This window comes from Microvirga terrae (assembly GCF_013307435.2).
GTDB classification, from domain to species: domain Bacteria; phylum Pseudomonadota; class Alphaproteobacteria; order Rhizobiales; family Beijerinckiaceae; genus Microvirga; species Microvirga terrae.
On record NZ_CP102845.1, the window covers coordinates 2,793,159 to 2,808,257 of the forward strand.

The 15,099-nt window shown below is 66.4% G+C and carries 15 protein-coding genes; 2 read left to right on the top strand and 13 right to left on the bottom strand.

Features of this window, described 5'->3' with window-relative positions:
- Position 1 precedes the first annotated feature (1 nt).
- The 13 genes from HPT29_RS13185 to HPT29_RS13245 form a co-directional block, all read right to left on the bottom strand.
- Positions 2-1,039 (bottom strand): branched-chain amino acid ABC transporter permease, encoded by a 1,038-nt coding sequence (locus tag HPT29_RS13185; RefSeq protein WP_173948280.1) that lies wholly within the window; start codon positions 1,037-1,039, stop codon positions 2-4.
- A gap of 19 nt (positions 1,040-1,058) precedes the next feature.
- Positions 1,059-1,913, bottom strand: a complete 855-nt coding sequence (locus tag HPT29_RS13190; protein ID WP_173948281.1) for a branched-chain amino acid ABC transporter permease — start codon at positions 1,911-1,913, stop codon at positions 1,059-1,061.
- Between the two features lie 58 nt (positions 1,914-1,971).
- On the bottom strand, positions 1,972-3,135 hold the full coding sequence (locus HPT29_RS13195) for an ABC transporter substrate-binding protein (RefSeq protein WP_173948282.1): 1,164 nt from the start codon (positions 3,133-3,135) through the stop codon (positions 1,972-1,974).
- A 31-nt stretch (positions 3,136-3,166) separates the two neighbouring features.
- Positions 3,167-3,922 carry a GntR family transcriptional regulator gene (locus HPT29_RS13200; protein WP_173948283.1) on the bottom strand — a complete coding sequence of 252 codons (756 nt, stop codon included), beginning with the start codon at positions 3,920-3,922 and terminating at the stop codon, positions 3,167-3,169.
- Complete coding sequence (locus HPT29_RS13205) at positions 3,922-4,896, bottom strand: PDR/VanB family oxidoreductase (RefSeq protein ID WP_173948284.1); 975 nt, start codon at positions 4,894-4,896, stop codon at positions 3,922-3,924. The genes HPT29_RS13200 and HPT29_RS13205 overlap by 1 nt, the downstream gene beginning before the upstream one ends.
- A gap of 8 nt (positions 4,897-4,904) precedes the next feature.
- Positions 4,905-5,987 carry an aromatic ring-hydroxylating dioxygenase subunit alpha gene (locus tag HPT29_RS13210; protein WP_173948285.1) on the bottom strand — a complete coding sequence of 361 codons (1,083 nt, stop codon included), beginning with the start codon at positions 5,985-5,987 and terminating at the stop codon, positions 4,905-4,907.
- A 158-nt stretch (positions 5,988-6,145) separates the two neighbouring features.
- Positions 6,146-7,321: an ABC transporter substrate-binding protein gene (locus HPT29_RS13215; RefSeq protein WP_173948286.1), complete on the bottom strand. Its 1,176-nt coding sequence runs from the start codon at positions 7,319-7,321 to the stop codon at positions 6,146-6,148.
- A 99-nt stretch (positions 7,322-7,420) separates the two neighbouring features.
- On the bottom strand, positions 7,421-8,437 hold the full coding sequence (locus tag HPT29_RS13220) for a Bug family tripartite tricarboxylate transporter substrate binding protein (protein WP_173948287.1): 1,017 nt from the start codon (positions 8,435-8,437) through the stop codon (positions 7,421-7,423).
- A gap of 54 nt (positions 8,438-8,491) precedes the next feature.
- Positions 8,492-8,806, bottom strand: coding sequence for a YciI family protein (locus tag HPT29_RS13225; protein WP_173948288.1), 315 nt, complete (start codon positions 8,804-8,806; stop codon positions 8,492-8,494).
- A gap of 4 nt (positions 8,807-8,810) precedes the next feature.
- Complete coding sequence (locus HPT29_RS13230; protein WP_173948289.1) at positions 8,811-9,677, bottom strand: class III extradiol dioxygenase family protein; 867 nt, start codon at positions 9,675-9,677, stop codon at positions 8,811-8,813.
- A 2-nt stretch (positions 9,678-9,679) separates the two neighbouring features.
- On the bottom strand, positions 9,680-10,768 hold the full coding sequence (locus HPT29_RS13235; protein ID WP_210272190.1) for an alpha/beta fold hydrolase: 1,089 nt from the start codon (positions 10,766-10,768) through the stop codon (positions 9,680-9,682).
- A gap of 103 nt (positions 10,769-10,871) precedes the next feature.
- Positions 10,872-11,849, bottom strand: a complete 978-nt coding sequence (locus HPT29_RS13240) for a Bug family tripartite tricarboxylate transporter substrate binding protein (protein WP_173948290.1) — start codon at positions 11,847-11,849, stop codon at positions 10,872-10,874.
- Positions 11,850-11,911: 62 nt separating this feature from the next.
- Positions 11,912-12,790, bottom strand: coding sequence for an amidohydrolase family protein (locus HPT29_RS13245; RefSeq protein WP_173948291.1), 879 nt, complete (start codon positions 12,788-12,790; stop codon positions 11,912-11,914).
- A gap of 156 nt (positions 12,791-12,946) precedes the next feature.
- Between HPT29_RS13245 and HPT29_RS13250 the strand changes: the two genes are divergently transcribed.
- Both HPT29_RS13250 and HPT29_RS13255 read left to right on the top strand, forming a co-directional pair.
- A complete protein-coding gene (locus HPT29_RS13250) occupies positions 12,947-13,900 on the top strand; it encodes a LysR family transcriptional regulator (RefSeq protein WP_173948292.1) in 954 nt (317 codons plus the stop codon).
- A 106-nt stretch (positions 13,901-14,006) separates the two neighbouring features.
- Complete coding sequence (locus HPT29_RS13255) at positions 14,007-15,095, top strand: 4-oxalomesaconate tautomerase (protein WP_173948293.1); 1,089 nt, start codon at positions 14,007-14,009, stop codon at positions 15,093-15,095.
- Positions 15,096-15,099: the final 4 nt, after the last annotated feature.

A 15,099-nucleotide genomic window follows, 5' to 3' on the forward strand; every position in this document is an offset into this window, starting at 1 on the left:
GTCAGACCTCCCGGGCTTTCGTCGTCGGCAGAGGCTGCGAAGCATCCGCCACGAGGCTGCGCCTCGAGCGCGGCCACAGGGCCCGGATGCGGTCCGTCAGCCGCTCGCGCCCTGCCAGCACGAGAAGGACGAGGATCAGGCCGATCCAGAACTGCCAGTATTGCGGCGTCCAGGCGGACAAGACGTCCTGCAGCACCTTGAAGAACACGGCCCCGATGAGCCCGCCGTAGAGATAACCGACGCCGCCGATCACCAGCACGAGCATCACGTCCGCCGAGCGGTGGAAGGCGAGCACGTCGAGGGACACGAACTGGGTGGTCTGCGCCAGCAGGGCGCCGGCAATCCCTGCATAGGCGGCTGCCAGCGTGTAGATCGCCACGAGGCGGCGGTTGACGGGGATTCCGACCGCCCTGGCCCGCAGGGGATTGTCGCGGATCGAGCGCAGCGACAGCCCATAGGGCGATACGACGATCCGGCGTGCCAGGACGAACAGCACGAAGGTCACCACGAGGCTGTAGGTGTAGGCGACCGTGCCGAAGATGTCGAACTCGAACAGGCCGAGGATCGGCCCCATGCTGATGCCCTGGAGACCGTCCGCGCCGCCGGTGAGCCACGACATCTGGTTGGCGAGTTCGCCGAGGACGAGAGCGACGCCGAGCGTCACCATGAGCTTGGTCAGGTCCGATCCGCGCAGGACGAGGAAGCTGGTGACGAACCCGAGGATCGCCGCGGCGAGTGCCGCGACGGCCAGGCCCACGAGGGGATCGCCGATTCCGTTCCTGGCGAGGATGCCGGCCGCATAGGCGCCCAGGCCGAAGAACGCGGCATGACCCAAAGATACGATGCCCGCATAGCCGAGGATCAGGTCCAGAGACAGGGCGAACAGGCCGATGATCGCGACCTCGTTCAGGATGAGGTGGCGCTCGGGCAGGAAGAACAGGGTCGCGGCCGCCATGAGCCAGAAGGCGATCTCGCCCCAGCCCCATCGGCCTCTCCGGCCCAGGGCCGCCCTTACGTTATCGGCAGTATTCGACTGCATCGGCTTGTTTCCTGTCGGTTCAGCGCGCACGGGCGAAGAGCCCCTGTGGGCGGAGAACGAGAACGACGATCATCAGCGTGTAGATGACGAAGGCGCCTAGGCTCGGCACGTAGTACTTCCCGGCCACGTCGGCGATCCCGAGCAGCAGGGAGGCCAGGAAGGGACCGGTGATGCTCGTCGTCCCGCCGACGGTCACGACGATCAGGAAGTAGATCATGAACTTGAGCGGGAACGTGGGGTCGAGCCCCAGGATCTCGGCCCCGAGGGCGCCGCCCAGCCCCGCGAGGCCGGACCCCACCGCGAATGTGGCGGCGAAGATCACGCTGACGTTGATGCCGAGCCCTCGCGCCACGCGGGGATCGTCCACGGCGGCCCTCAGGCGGCTGCCGAACCGGGTCCGGGTGAGAATGAATTGCAGGGTCACCACCAGAACGCCGCAGACCGCGATGATGAAGCTGCGGTAGAGGCCGACCTGGATCCCCAGGATCTCGACCCGCCCCTGCAGCCAGGTGGGGATGCGGATCATCTGCTGCTGCGATCCCATCGTGTAGTCGACGGCGGCCACCGCCATGAACACGAGGCCGATGGAGAACAACACCTGATCGAGATGGCTGCGCGTGTAGAGCTGCTTGTAGAGGGTCCGTTCGAGCACGAGACCCGCGAGGGCCGGGACGAGGAAGGCCAGCGGCAGCGTCAGGAGGAACGGAACCCCGTAGCGGTTCATCAGGACGGCCGTCACATAGCCGCCCGCCATGGCGAAGGCCCCGTGCGCCAGGTTGACGAAGTTCATCAGCCCCAGGGTCACGGCAAGCCCGCAGGCCAGCACGAACAGCAGCATGCCGTAGGCCATACCGTCAAAGAGAATGGTCAGCACCGGTCTCTCCAGGAAACGTAACGCAGGCGCCGTCATGCGACGGCGCCTGCCACTGCGATCAGTTGGACTTGGCGGCTTTCACCGGGTCCTTGACGTTCGGGATCGTGGCGAACTCCACGTTGTAGAGCTCCCCGTCCTTCCGTTCGACCTTGCGCACGTAGATGTTCTGCACGATGTCGCGGGTCTGCGGATCGATGGAGACCGGGCCGCGCGGGCTCGTCCAGCTCATGCCCTTCATGGCGTCGATCAGCGCCTGGCCTCCCTGGCCGCTGGTCTTCTTCAGGCCCTCATAGATCAGATGCATGCCGTCGTAGCCGCCCACCGCCATGAAGTTCGGCCGCATGCCGTTGTTGGCCTTCTTGAACGCCTCCACGAAGGCCTTGTTCTCCGGGCTGTCATGGGCTGCCGAGTAATGCTGGGTCGTGATCGCCCCGAGCGCCACGTCGCCCATGTTGTTGAGCAGGTCGTCGTCCGTCACGTCGCCGGGGCCGATCAGCCTGATCCCGCTCTTGTCGAGGCCGCGTTCCACGAACTGCTTCATGAACTGCGCGCCGATGCCTGACGGCACGAATACGAACAGGGCGTCGGGCTTGGCGTCCGCCACCTTCTGCAGGAACGGCGAGAAGTCCGGGTTGGCCAGCGGCACCCGCAGGTTCTCCACCTGCCCGCCCTTGGCCGTGAAGGCTGTGGTGAACGCCTTCTCGGCGTCGATGCCCGGCCCGTAATCCGACACGAGCGTCGCGACCTTCTTGATGCCGTTCTGGGCCGCCCAGTCGGCCATGGGCACGGTGGCCTGCGGCAGGGTGAAGCTGGTGCGCACGATGTAGGGCGAGGCCTCGGTGATGGTCGCCGTGGCGGCCGCCATCACGACGGCGGGCACCTTGGCCTGGGTGGCCAGAGGCGCCGGCGCGAGGGCGAGCGGCGTGAGGCCGAAGCCCGCCATGACGGCGATCTTATCGTTGACGATGAGTTCCTGGGCGAGGCGCTTGGTGACGTCGGCCGTGCCGGTGTCGTCCTTGACGATGAGCTGGATCTTCTTGCCCGCCACCGTGTCGCCGTTCTGCTGCATGTAGAGCTTCGCCGCCGCCTCGATCTGCCGGCCCGTCGACGCGAAGGGGCCGGTCATCGGCAGGATCAGGCCGATCTTCAGGGGCTCCTGGGCCAACGCGGCCCCGGTCAGGGCCAGGACGGCCGCGGCCCCTAGAAATGTCCGTCTCAACATGTTTCCTCACTCCCTCTTCGGCTTTTCGCCATTAGGCGCGGACGCGCCGTTTGATGAGCGCAGAACCCGGCACAAGGTCCATGTCCCTCTGGTTTGTCAGCGCTCTTTCCAGATTTCGGTGGGCGATGCGGGCATGCTCGCGCATGATCGCCTCGGCCCGGCTGCCCTCGCGCCGCTCGATGGCGGTCAGGACGCAGCGATGCTGGTCCTGGGCGACGGTCAGAATGTGATGCAGCTCCGGCGAGCGCGATTGAACGGGAACCAGCGCGCTCGCCGAGGCGAACGGCAGGGCGCTCGCCCGCTCGATCTGACGTGCCAGGGGCGGAGAATCCGCCATGTCGATCAGGATCCGGTGAAAGCGGGCGTTGAGCTCGACATATTGCGACAGGTCGATCTCGAGCATGTCGCGACGGATGACCTCGTCGATGTCGTCGAGGCATGATGCGGCCTCGACGAGCTCGGAGCGGCCGACGCCGTGCTCGGCGGCGAGGCGTGCCGCCAGTCCTTCCAGCGTTCCGCGGATCTCGATGGAGATGAAGACTTCCTTCTCGGAGAAGGCTTTCACGGCGAAGCCGCCGGACGGGATCGCTTCCAGAAGCCCCTCTTCCTCGAGACGGACAAGGGCCATTCGGACCGGGGTGCGGGAGACGCCGAGGCGCTCGACCATCTGCAGCTCGGAGACACGCTCGCCCGGGTTCAGGGCTCCACGAAGGACCAGTTCGCGCAGGGCAAGCTGTGCCTTCACGGTTTGGGAGAGGGAGCGGTCGCCGGGCTTCTCGATGCTCATCAGGCCGCCCTGTCCGCCGTGTCGATGGTGATGCTGCCCCCTGCGACCCGCGACACGCAGGTGCAGAGTTTGGCGTTGGCAGCCTTCTCCTCGTCGCTGAAGAAGACGTCGCGATGATCGACGATGCCGTCCACCTCCAGGATGGAGAGCGCGCAGAGGCCGCATTCGCCGCGCCGGCAATCCGAGATCATGGCGACTCCGGCCGTTTCGAGGGCGTCGAGCATGGTCTGGTTCTGCGGCACGTCGACCACGAGGTCGAGCCGGGGAATGCAGACCTTGAAGGGCTGAGAGGCAAAGCGCCCGCTGTTGCCGAAAGTTTCGAACCGGAGCTGGTCGACCGGGCGGCCGCTCTGCTGCCAGGCGCGCTTGGCCGCCTCCAGCAGGCCGATCGGCCCGCAGACGTAAAGCTCGCCGCCGGGCGCGAGCCGGGCGATCTCGGAATCGAGATCCACCCTGCCCCCGTCCGCGTCGACGAACATCTGCAGCCGCTCGCCGACCCGCTCGCGCAGCTCGTCGGCAAGGGCCGCATCCTCCCGCCGCCGGCAGGCGTAGAGCACCCGGAAATCCGCATCGATCTCCGCCAGCGCCATCGCCATGGTGAAGATCGGCGTGATCCCGATGCCTCCGGCGAGGAGCAGGTATTCCGGTCGTCCCCGGCCGAGATCGAAGTGATTGCCCGGGGTCGAGATGGTGAGCTGGGCCCCCGGCTTGAGACCCCACATGTAGGCGGAGCCGCCCCGGCTGTCGCCGAGGAGCTTCACGGCGATCCTGTAGAGGCCGTCGGAACAGGGGCCCACGATCGAGTAGGACCGCACGTCCGGCCTCTCGCCGATCTGCACATTCACGTTGATGTGGCTGCCGGGCGTCGGGGCGACGAAGTCTCCCGAGGGCTCGATCTCGAAGAGCCGGATGTCCGGGGAGAGATCCCGGGTCCGGAGCAGCTTCGCGGCCCGCCATTCGATTTGTTCGGCCATGGTCGACCCTACTCGGCCGCCTGGCTCGGCACGTGCGGTTGCGGGCCGTATTCGTCGTCCAGCATCCGGTCGATCAGCTTGCGCGCCCACAGGGCGCCCGCGTCGATGTTGAGGTTGTAGAACGGCATCCTGGGATTCCGGTCGATGGCGACCTGCTGCGCCTCGAGGACCACGTGGTCCTGGTCGTAGACGCCCTTGCCCTCGTTGACATGGGCCTTGTTGATGTCCCGAGTCAGCTGCTCGTCATCCGTCCGGAAGGTTCTGACGAAGTTCCAGAAATAGTGGCAGGAGCCGTCCTTCTCCGGCGTGATGGCGGCCAGGAAGGCGCCGTTGACGCCCTGTGAGCGGTCGCCCTGCGGGGCGCCTGTTCCGGTCACGGCGACGCCCACGTCGCCGACGACCGTGGACGGCGCCTGGAAATAGATGATCTGCCACCGGTCCACATGCGCGCCGGGACGATTGAGCTGCCGGGCCCAGAACGGCGGCGGCTCGATGTTGATCATCCAGCGCGTCACGGTGGCCGTGTGGTCCGTATGCGTGACGTCGAAGGGCGCGCTGGTGATCGCCTCGTCGCCGATGCTGCCCGCATGCACGTAGGTCTCGTGCGTCAGGTCCATGAGGTTGTCGATCACGAGGCGGTAGTCGCATTTCAAGCTGTAGAAGGTGCCGCCCTCGCCGACCCAGTCGGTGCCGTCGTTCCAATGGAAGTCCGGGATCTTGGCCGGATCCGCCAGTGCGGGATCGCCCGGCCAGATCCACACGAGGCGATGCCGCTCGGCCACGGGATAGGAGCGCACGCAGGCCGACGGGTTGATGGTCTTCTGCGCCGGCATGTAGGTGCACCGGCCGGCGGAATTGAACACGAGGCCGTGATAGCCGCAGATCACCTGGTCGCCTTCGAGGCGACCCATCGAGAGCGGCAGCAGGCGGTGCCAGCAGGCATCCTCGAGGGCGGAGACCTGGCCGTCCGTGCGTCGGTAGAGAACGACATCCTTGTCGCAGATCGTCCGGGCCGCGAGCTCGTGCCTGATCTCATGGCTCCAGGCTGCGGCGTACCAGGCATTGAGGGGATAAGCCTTGGCGTGCGTCATCTGTTTTCTCCCTGAACAGACTGTATACAGTTGAGGACCGACAACAACTATACTTGCGGCTAATACGGGCTTTTGCGGTGCAAAATCAGTCAGGATGATCCGGGTCTGTATACAAGAAAAAGCGCCATCGCGAGATGGCGCTTTCGGCAGGCGTGATTTCAGTTGGACTTGGCGGCTTTCACCGGATCCTTGACGTTCGGGATCGTGGCGAACTCCACGTTGTAGAGCTCCCCGTCCTTCCGTTCGACCTTGCGGATATAGACGTTCTGCACGATGTCGCGGGTCTGCGGGTCGATGGAGACCGGGCCGCGCGGGCTCGTCCAGCTCATGCCCTTCATGGCGTCGATCAGCGCCTGACCGCCCGTACCATTGGTCTTCTTCAGGCCTTCGTAGATGAGATGCATGCCGTCATAGCCGCCCACCGCCATGAAGTTCGGCCGCATGCCGTTGTTGGCCTTCTTGAACGCTTCCACGAATGCCTTGTTCTCGGGGCTGTCATGGGCCGCCGAGTAATGGTGCGCGGTGACGGCCCCCAGAGCGACGTCGCCGATATTGTTCAGAAGATCGTCGTCCGTGACGCTGCCTTCCGCCAGGAACCGGATGCCGCTCTTGTCGAGGCCCCTCTCGACGAACTGCTTCATGAACTGCGCGCCGACCCCGGAGGGCACGAAGGCCAGGAGGGCATCGGGCTTGGCGTCGGCAACCTTCTGCAGGAAGGGCGAGAAGTCCGGGTTGGCCAGCGGCACGCGCAGGTTCTCCACCTGTCCACCCGCCTTGGTGAAGGTTTCCGTGAAGGCCTTCTCCACATCGATGCCGGGACCGTAATCCGACACGATGGTGACCACCCGCTTGAGGCCTTCCTTCGCGGCCCATTCGGCGAGCGGCACGGTCACCTGCGCGGCCGTGAAGCTCGATCGTACGATGTAGGGCGACTGCTCTGGAATGATCGAGGTGGCGGCCGCCATCACCACCTCGGGCACCTTGGCCTGAGTGGCCAGCGGCGCGGTCGCAAGCGCCAGCGGCGTCAGCCCGAAGCCTGCGAGCACCGTCACCTTGTCCTGAACGATCAGCTCCTGCGCCAAGCGCTTGGTGACGTCGGCCGTGCCGGTGTCGTCCTTGACGATGAGCTGGATCTTCTTGCCCGCCACCGTGTCGCCGTTCTGCTGCATGTAGAGCTTCGCGGCCGCCTCGATCTGCCGGCCCGTCGACGCGAAGGGGCCGGTCATCGGCAGGATCAGGCCGATCTTCAAGCTCTCCTGGGCCGACGCAGCCCCGCTCAGGGCCAGCAGGGCGGCCGCGGCGCTGGCGGCGCTGATGAAAGTCCGTCGTAACATCTGTGCTTCCTCCCGTTGCAATCTCCCCGGTATCCCCGTCGGGCACTTGTCGGCCTCTTGCAGGAACCCGGGATGGTGGTCATGTCCGCGATCCCGCGGCTATTCAGGCTTGATCCCGGCGCGTTTCACGAGATCGCCCCAGCGCGCCATCTCACTGGCGATATGACGGCGAAACTCGTCCGGCGTCGTGGTCCAAACCTCGGCGCCTTCGAGCGACAGGCGCTCGGCGATCTCCGGCGCGCCCATGGCGGCCCTGATCTCGGCGTTGAGGCGATCGACGATGGGCTTCGTCGTGCCGGCCGGCACGAGGATCCCGTACCACTGGGACGCTTCGAAACCGGGAAATCCCAATTCCGCAACGGTCGGCACGGTGGGGGCGGCCTCGAGGCGCGACAGGCCGGACACGGCGAGAGCCCGCATCGTGCCGCCTTCCACGTGCTGAACCAGGTTCGGCGCGCCGGTGAACATGACCTGCACCCGTCCGCCGAGCAGATCCGTCACCGCCGGGGCCGTGCCGCGATAGGGAACGTGGGTCATCGACATGCCGGTACGATCGCAGAGGGCGACCGTCGCGATATGCGCGGCGCTGCCGATGCCCCCGGACGCGTAGTTGAGCTTGCCCGGATTCTGCTTCGCGTAGTCGATCAGCTCCTGCAGGCTCTTGGCCGGGACGTCCGGGTGGACGACGAGCATGTTGTGCACGTTGGCGATGCCGCTCACCGGCTCGAAGCTCTTCATCGGATCGTAGGCCAGCTTGGGATAGAGCGCCGGGTTCACGGCGAACGTGCCGATATGGCCCATCACCAGGGTATGGCCGTCCGGGGTCGCGCGGGCCACGGAACCGACGCCGACGGAGCCGCCCGCGCCGGGACGGGATTCGACGATCACCGGGTTCTTCACGGCGGCCTCGAGCCGCTGACCGAGCAGCCGGGCCAGGATGTCGGTCGATCCGCCGGGCGTGAACGGAACGACCAGCAGGATGTTCTGGCTCGGCCAGGTCTGAGCCGATACCCGCGCCGAAGAGCCTGCGGACAGGCCCAGGGCGGCCGCTCCCATCAGGATCTGGCGGCGAGTGATGGCGCGGCGAGCGGAGCTCACGGGCGGATTGTCCTGCATCGATTGTTTCCTCCGGCTTGTTCTTGTGGCGTCGAGTGTCACGACTCGTGTCGTCTAGGGCGTCATCGGGTCGATCCGGTGGGCCTGGAACCGCGACGCCAGGGCGATGATCTCGATCGACTCGACGAGACCGGCCAGGGCGTACGGATCGTTCTCCGCGAAAGCCTGGGCGGCCTCGCGGGACGGCGCTTCGAGCACGCCGAAATTCCCGTTCGGCGTCTCGCCGTCGTCCTCCGTCAGGGCGCTGCCGATCAGCACCCGGGCGAGCCCTCCGCCCCCGGTAGCCACATGCCGGCGGTGCGCATCCCGGTGCTGCTCGCGCAGATCTGCCGCGTCGTTCCGGTGGCGGCAGATCATGAGCCAGTACATGGCGTCACGCGGCCGCTTCCCGGGCGGCGTCCGCCCGGTTTTCGAGGACGATCATGCCGGCTCCCGTCATGGAAGCCGGCACGAAGTAGTGCTTGTGCCGGACCACCACATCGGGATCCATGGCGCCGCGCATGACGAGCCACATCATGAGCTCGGCGCCCTCGCTGCCGAACATCTCGACATATTGCTCCCGCGACATCTTCGCGAGCCTGTCGGGATCGGCCGCGATATCGTTCAGGAAGGCCTGGTCGGCCTGCGGATTGACGAAGCCCGCGCGGGCGCCCTGGAGCTGGTGGGACAGCCCGCCGGTTCCGACCACGACGAAGCGCTCGTCGCTGTCATAGCTCTCGATGGCCTGACGCAGAACGCGCCCCATCTCGTAGCAGCGGCTCGGCAGCGGGATCGGGTACTGGATGACGTTAACGAAAATCGGCACAACCTTCACGGGCCAAGCGTCCGGCTTGCCCCAGAACAGCTCCATCGGCACCTGCAGGCCGTGATCGACCTCGATCTCCTGGCAGATCATCGGGTCGAAGCGGTTCTCGACCAGGGTGTCGATGAAATGCCACGAGAAGTCGACCGCTCCCTCGAACGGAGCGATCGCCCGCGGCCCCCAGCCCTCGTCGACCGGCCGGTATTCCTCCGCGCAGCCGACCGCGAAGGTCGGCACCTTGTCGAGGAAGAACGTGTTGCCGTGATCGTTGAAGATCACCACGGCCACGTCGGGCTTGTGCTCCCGCACCCAGTCCTGGCCCGGGATGTATCCGTCGAAGAACGGCTTCCAGTCCGGCGTATCCCGCAGCCCCTTGTCGAGGGCCGCGCTGATCGAGGGAACATGGGACGTTCCGAGACCTCCGATGAGTTTTGCCATTCCTACTTCTTCCCCAAACGATCCCGCAGGAAATCCGCGTGTTCCATGCCCGCCTGATGGGCGCCGATCTCCGTGATGCGGACCGGATCGACGGCCGAGATCTTGAGAATGAAGAAGAGGTTGCCGCCCAGGCGCACCATCTCGCGCCAGTTGCGGGTCATCACCGCCTCCTTCTCCTCCGGCGTGAGACCGAAGCGGTCGAGATAGGCGCTCTCGTCCTGGCGGAACGCCTCCCGGTTGGCGGGCGTGCCGAGACCCATGGCCATCTTGTTGATCCGGTAGCCGCGAAGCGACCGCTTGCGGTCGAACAGGGGCGTGTCCGGAATGGTGTCGTGGCTCATCGGCTCAACCTCTCCGTCTGCGCCGCGCTCGGCAGCCATGCGGTCGTTCTCGAAACCCAGAAACCGCAGCAGGGCCCGGGACACCTGCTCGGGCTGCTCCAGCAGGGACATGTGTCCGCTGTCCTCGATCACCACGAGTTCCGCGTTCGGGATCAGGCGCGCCATCTCCTCGTGCTGGGCCAGCGGGCTCCAGCGGTCCTGGCGTCCGACCATCACCAGGGTAGGACAGGTGATGGCCTCGAGATGCGGCCGCACGTCCGGACGGTTGAGAAGCGCCTGGATCTGCCTGTGATGCTGCTCGGGCGTGGCACGCATCACCATGGCCTTGAGGGGAGTCAGAAGCGTCTGATCTTCCGCCCTGCCCTCGTGCAGCATCGGCGGCAGCCACCGGTCGGCCAGGGCTTCCATGCCCTCCGCGAACGCGAGGTCAATCAGGACCTGGCGCTTTTCCGCCTCGCCGTCCCGCCGGCTGTCGACGCCTGTGTCGATGAGAGCGAGCTTCTCGATGCGCTCGGGCGCCTGGCGGACCATCTCCATGGCCACGCGCGCCCCCATCGAATGCCCGATGGCGAACAGAGGCCCGTCGGCAAGAGCCAGCGCGGAGCGGGCCATCGCGTCGATGGAATCGAGTTGCGAGAAATCTGCGATCCGGATGTCGGCATGGGGCGCGAGCGCTCCCCTCTGCGCCTCCCAGATGCTGGCATCGCAGAGGAGCCCGGGCAGCAGGACGATGGTCGGCCGTTTGCTCATGGGTCGTTCTTGTTCCTCCCGCCGGCAAGGATGAGCCAGCGGCCAAAGATGAAGCAAATGGTTTGTTTTGAAGGATTGATGAAAATCCTTCATGGACCGGCGCCTACTGCTTCGGGATGCCGGCCTTCTCGATCACCGCCCGCCACTTCTCGATGTCGGAGCGCAGCCGCGCGCTCAGCTCGGCCGGCGTTTCGCTCCGCGCCTCGATCCCGAGGTCAAGAAGGCGTGCCTTGACGTCGTCTTCCTTGAGGATGTCCTGCAGGGCCTTGTTGAGGGTGTCGATGATCGGCTGCGGGGTTCCCTTGGGGGCGAAGAGCGCGTTCCAGGAGGTCACGTCGAAGCTCTCGAACCCGGATTCCCGCACGGTCGGAACGTCCGGCATGGCGGCCGAGCGGCGCGGGCCGGAAGACGCGATCGCCCTCACCTGCTTGCCCTCGAGGCCGGACTTCACGGCCGCCTGGCTGTCGATGAGCAAATGCGTGTCGTCCCTGAGCAGGGACACCAGGGCATCGGGCGTGCTGCGGAACGGCACGTGGACCAGATCAGCCCCGGTCTCCTGCTTGAACAGAACCGAGGCGAGGTGCTGCGAGCTGCCGACCGCCACCGTGGCGACGTTCAGGCTGCCCGGCTTGTCCTTGGCCTGCTGCAGGAAATCCTTGAGGTTCTCGAACTTCGAGTTCGCGTTGACCACGAAGAGGAAGTCGAAGGTGCCAAGGGTCGAGATCGGGACGAAATCCGCCTGAGGATCGAACGGGAGCTTCGCGAACAGCGGCACGCTGATCGCGGTGCCGTTGGTCAGCATGGTCAGGGTGTATCCGTCCGAGCCGCCCGACAGGGCCGCCCGGGCCGCCGTGATGCCGCCGGCGCCCGGCATGTTCTCGACGATGAACCGCTGCCCGAGCTTCTCGCTCAGCTTCTCCGACACGATGCGGATGGTGATGTCGGCCACGCCGCCGGCCCCGAAGGGAACCACCACCTTCACGGGACGTGTGGGATAGGCGGGCTGAGCGTGGGCGGCGCTTCCGAGCCCGGCCGCCACGGCGAGGGCCAGAAGGGATCGTCTCGTGAGGGTTCCAAGCATGACGTATTTCTCCCTGTTTTCATGTCGCGCCGCCTGTCTTGGCAGGCTTGCGGCGATGCCCCTCACTCCGCGAAGCGGAAGAGGCGCACGGGGTTGTCGACGAGAAGCTTCTGCCGGATGTGCGGATCCGGCGCGTAGAGCGGAATGAGATCGACGAGATCGCCGTCGTCGGGCATGACCGGCACGTTCGGATGCGGCCAGTCCGTTCCCCACAGCACCCGGTCGGGCGCCGCGTCGATCAGAGCCTTGCCGAAAGGCGCGACATCGTGGAAGGGCGGCCCCGCCCGCGAGATGCGCTCCGGGCACGTGACCTTGACCCAGCACTTCTCGTCGTCCCGCACCAGATCGAGCAGGGCCTGGAAGGCGGGCTGATCGAGCCCGAGGCTCGCATCGACGACGCCCATGTGGTCGAGCACGTAGGGAACGGGCAGCGCCGTCAGCCGGGGCCGGAAATCCGTCAGCAGGGTTGCGGGAAGATACAGATCCACATGCCAGTCGAGGACGGCGATCCGCTCAACGATCCTGTCGAAGGACGACATGTCCGGCAGCTTGCCGAGACGCGGCAGGAAGGTGAAGCGGCACCCGGTGATGCCGGCGTCGGCGAGACGTCGGAGATCCTGGTCGCTGAAGGTCTCGTCCACGTTCGCCACGCCCTTGTAGCGCCCGTTGCTCTGGGCGATGGCGTCGGTCACGACCCGGTTGTCGCGTCCGTGCGGCGTCGCATTCACGATCACCGCCCGCTCGACGCCGAGGCGGTCGTGCAGCGCGCGAAACATCTCCAGCGGGGCATCCGGTGGCGTGTAAGGGCGCTCCGGCACATAGGGGTAGCGCTCGTTCGGCCCGAAGATGTGGCAATGGGTGTCGCACGTCTTCGGCGGCAGCTTGAAGGACGGAACGTGCGGATCGGGATGCGGAGGCGGAATCGTCGGCGCTGACGTCATGCGAACAGACTGACCTTCATCGAGCGGTTGCGGCGCCCATGAGATGCTTCCACGATGAAATGAAGCAAATGGTTTGTTTTTGGCGATTGATGAAGATACTTCATATATCGGCGCCAGCCCGAATGGTGGCTTCCTCGGAGCGGATGGAGAGACCCGATGCGCATCGACTTTCTCGGCCTTCATGCCTTCGTGGCCATCGCCGAGCGTGGCAGCTTCCAGCATGCGGCGGCGCATCTCAATCTCTCTCAGACGGCTCTGAGCCACCGGATCCGCAAGCTGGAAGAGGATCTCGGCGTGAAGCTCCTGTCGCGCACCACCCGCGAGGTGTCGCTGACCCAGGCAGGGCTCAACCTCCTGCCGAAGGTGAAGGAGACGATCGAGAATCTCGCGGGCTCCCTGGACGAACTCCGCCAGGAGGGCCGCAGCCGCCAGGAAACCCTGTCGATCGGGTGCCTCCCGACCATCGCGTCCGGCCGCCTGCCCGGCGCCCTGCGCCGCTTCCAGGAGCGGCATCCCGACGTGGTGCTGCGCATCTACGACAATTCGGCCACCGAGATCAGCAACCTGGTCCAGGACGGCACGATCGCGTTCGGCATCACCCTGGTTGCGGCCCACCGGTGGGACTTCGACATCGAGATGCTGATCAAGGATCCGTTCACGCTGGTCTGTCCCGAGGACCACCCTCTGGCGGCGCAATCGGACGTGAGCTGGTCCGATCTCGCCGAGGAGCCGCTGATCCGGATCAGCCCGCAGACGGGGAACCGGATCATCATCGACGATGCGCTGGGGAGCCGCCGGGAGACCCTGAGCTGGCGCTTCGAGGTCCAGCACATCCAGACCGCCGTCGCCTTGGTCCGGGCGGGCGTCGCCCTCACGGTCATCCCGAGCCTCGCCTTCGACACGGTCGACGAGCGCGGGCTCAGGCTGATTCCCCTGCGCAATCCCAGCGTCACCCGCCAGCTCGGCATCATCTCGAAACGCGGTACGCCGCTCTCGCCCCTCGCGGACGAGCTGCGCAGGCTCATCGTGCAGACCTTCGGAGAGCCGAAGCGGGCGTCCTCGGCAGGGCGCAGGCGGAAGACCGCACGACTAAGTGAAAAAAATTCATGAAAGCCCATAAACAGATCATTTGATGCACCCATGCCGCTGATGCACCCTTTCAGCCCATCATCGACCAGACGGCGGGAGACGGACCATTCAGCCTCGCATTCCCTGCATGATCCTTCGGGGCGGCACCTCGAAGGGCGCCTATTTCCTCGCGGAGGATCTTCCGTCCGATCCGGCGCGGCGTGACGCGCTCCTTCTGTCCATCATGGGATCGCCCGATCCGCGCCAGATCGACGGCATGGGCGGCGCCCATCCGCTCACGAGCAAGATCGCCATCGTGTCGAAGTCGCAGCGTCCGGACTGCGAGGTGGACTTCCTGTTCGGCCAGGTGGTCGTGGACAAGCCCAAGGTCGACGTCACGCCCAATTGCGGAAACATCCTCGCCGGCGTCGGGCCGTTCGCCATCGAGCGCGGCCTTGTGCCTGTGCGCGGGCCCGTGACGCGGGTGCGCGTGCACACGGTGAACACCGGCACCATTGCGGAGCTCAGCGTGCAGACGCCCGACGGTCGCGTGGCTTACGGGGGCGACGCGCGCATCGACGGCGTGCCCGGAACCGCGGCGCCGATCGCCGTCGAGTTCCTGGACGCCGCGGGCTCCGTCTGCGGCTCGCTGCTGCCGACCGGCAACGCCGTCGACCGCGTCGCCGGAATCGACGCGACCCTGATCGACAACGGCATGCCCGTGGTGGTGCTCGAAGCCGCCTCCGTGGGCCGGACCGGGTACGAGCCCCGCGACGTGCTCGACAAGGACACGGAACTCAAGGCGCGCCTCGAGGAGATCCGCCTCGAAGCCGGCCGGCTGATGGGGCTCGGCGACGTCTCGTCCAAGGTCGTGCCGAAGATGGCCCTGGTGGCGCCGCCGCAAGCGGGCGGGCACGTCTGCACCCGCAGCTTCATCCCCCATGAATGCCATGCCTCCATCGGGGTCTTCGCCGCCGTCACGGTCGCGACCGCCTGCGTGCTGCCCGGATCGCCGGCGGCCCGCGTCGCCCGGATCCCGTCAGGTCGCGAAAAGACGCTCTCGGTCGAGCACCCGACGGGCGAGTTCAGCGTCGTGATCGAGGTCGGGGGAACCGAGGCCAGCCCGGTGGTCGAGAAGGCGGGCCTGCTGCGCACCGCGCGCCTGCTCTTCGAGGGCCATGCCTTCGCGCACGAGGCTCTGGCCGAGGCGCTCGACACCGGCCTGGACGCCGCCTGAATCA

Coding starts and splice junctions, on each gene's coding strand:
- HPT29_RS13240 (WP_173948290.1), bottom strand. CDS start 11,849: ATGCTTGGAACCCTCACGAGACGATCCCTTCTGGCCCTCGCCGTGGCG.
- HPT29_RS13185 (WP_173948280.1), bottom strand. CDS start 1,039: ATGCAGTCGAATACTGCCGATAACGTAAGGGCGGCCCTGGGCCGGAGA.
- HPT29_RS13230 (WP_173948289.1), bottom strand. CDS start 9,677: ATGGCAAAACTCATCGGAGGTCTCGGAACGTCCCATGTTCCCTCGATC.
- HPT29_RS13235 (WP_210272190.1), bottom strand. CDS start 10,768: ATGAGCAAACGGCCGACCATCGTCCTGCTGCCCGGGCTCCTCTGCGAT.
- HPT29_RS13200 (WP_173948283.1), bottom strand. CDS start 3,922: ATGAGCATCGAGAAGCCCGGCGACCGCTCCCTCTCCCAAACCGTGAAG.
- HPT29_RS13225 (WP_173948288.1), bottom strand. CDS start 8,806: ATGTACTGGCTCATGATCTGCCGCCACCGGAACGACGCGGCAGATCTG.
- HPT29_RS13255 (WP_173948293.1), top strand. CDS start 14,007: ATGATCCTTCGGGGCGGCACCTCGAAGGGCGCCTATTTCCTCGCGGAG.
- HPT29_RS13205 (WP_173948284.1), bottom strand. CDS start 4,896: ATGGCCGAACAAATCGAATGGCGGGCCGCGAAGCTGCTCCGGACCCGG.
- HPT29_RS13245 (WP_173948291.1), bottom strand. CDS start 12,790: ATGACGTCAGCGCCGACGATTCCGCCTCCGCATCCCGATCCGCACGTT.
- HPT29_RS13250 (WP_173948292.1), top strand. CDS start 12,947: ATGCGCATCGACTTTCTCGGCCTTCATGCCTTCGTGGCCATCGCCGAG.
- HPT29_RS13210 (WP_173948285.1), bottom strand. CDS start 5,987: ATGACGCACGCCAAGGCTTATCCCCTCAATGCCTGGTACGCCGCAGCC.
- HPT29_RS13195 (WP_173948282.1), bottom strand. CDS start 3,135: ATGTTGAGACGGACATTTCTAGGGGCCGCGGCCGTCCTGGCCCTGACC.
- HPT29_RS13220 (WP_173948287.1), bottom strand. CDS start 8,437: ATGCAGGACAATCCGCCCGTGAGCTCCGCTCGCCGCGCCATCACTCGC.
- HPT29_RS13215 (WP_173948286.1), bottom strand. CDS start 7,321: ATGTTACGACGGACTTTCATCAGCGCCGCCAGCGCCGCGGCCGCCCTG.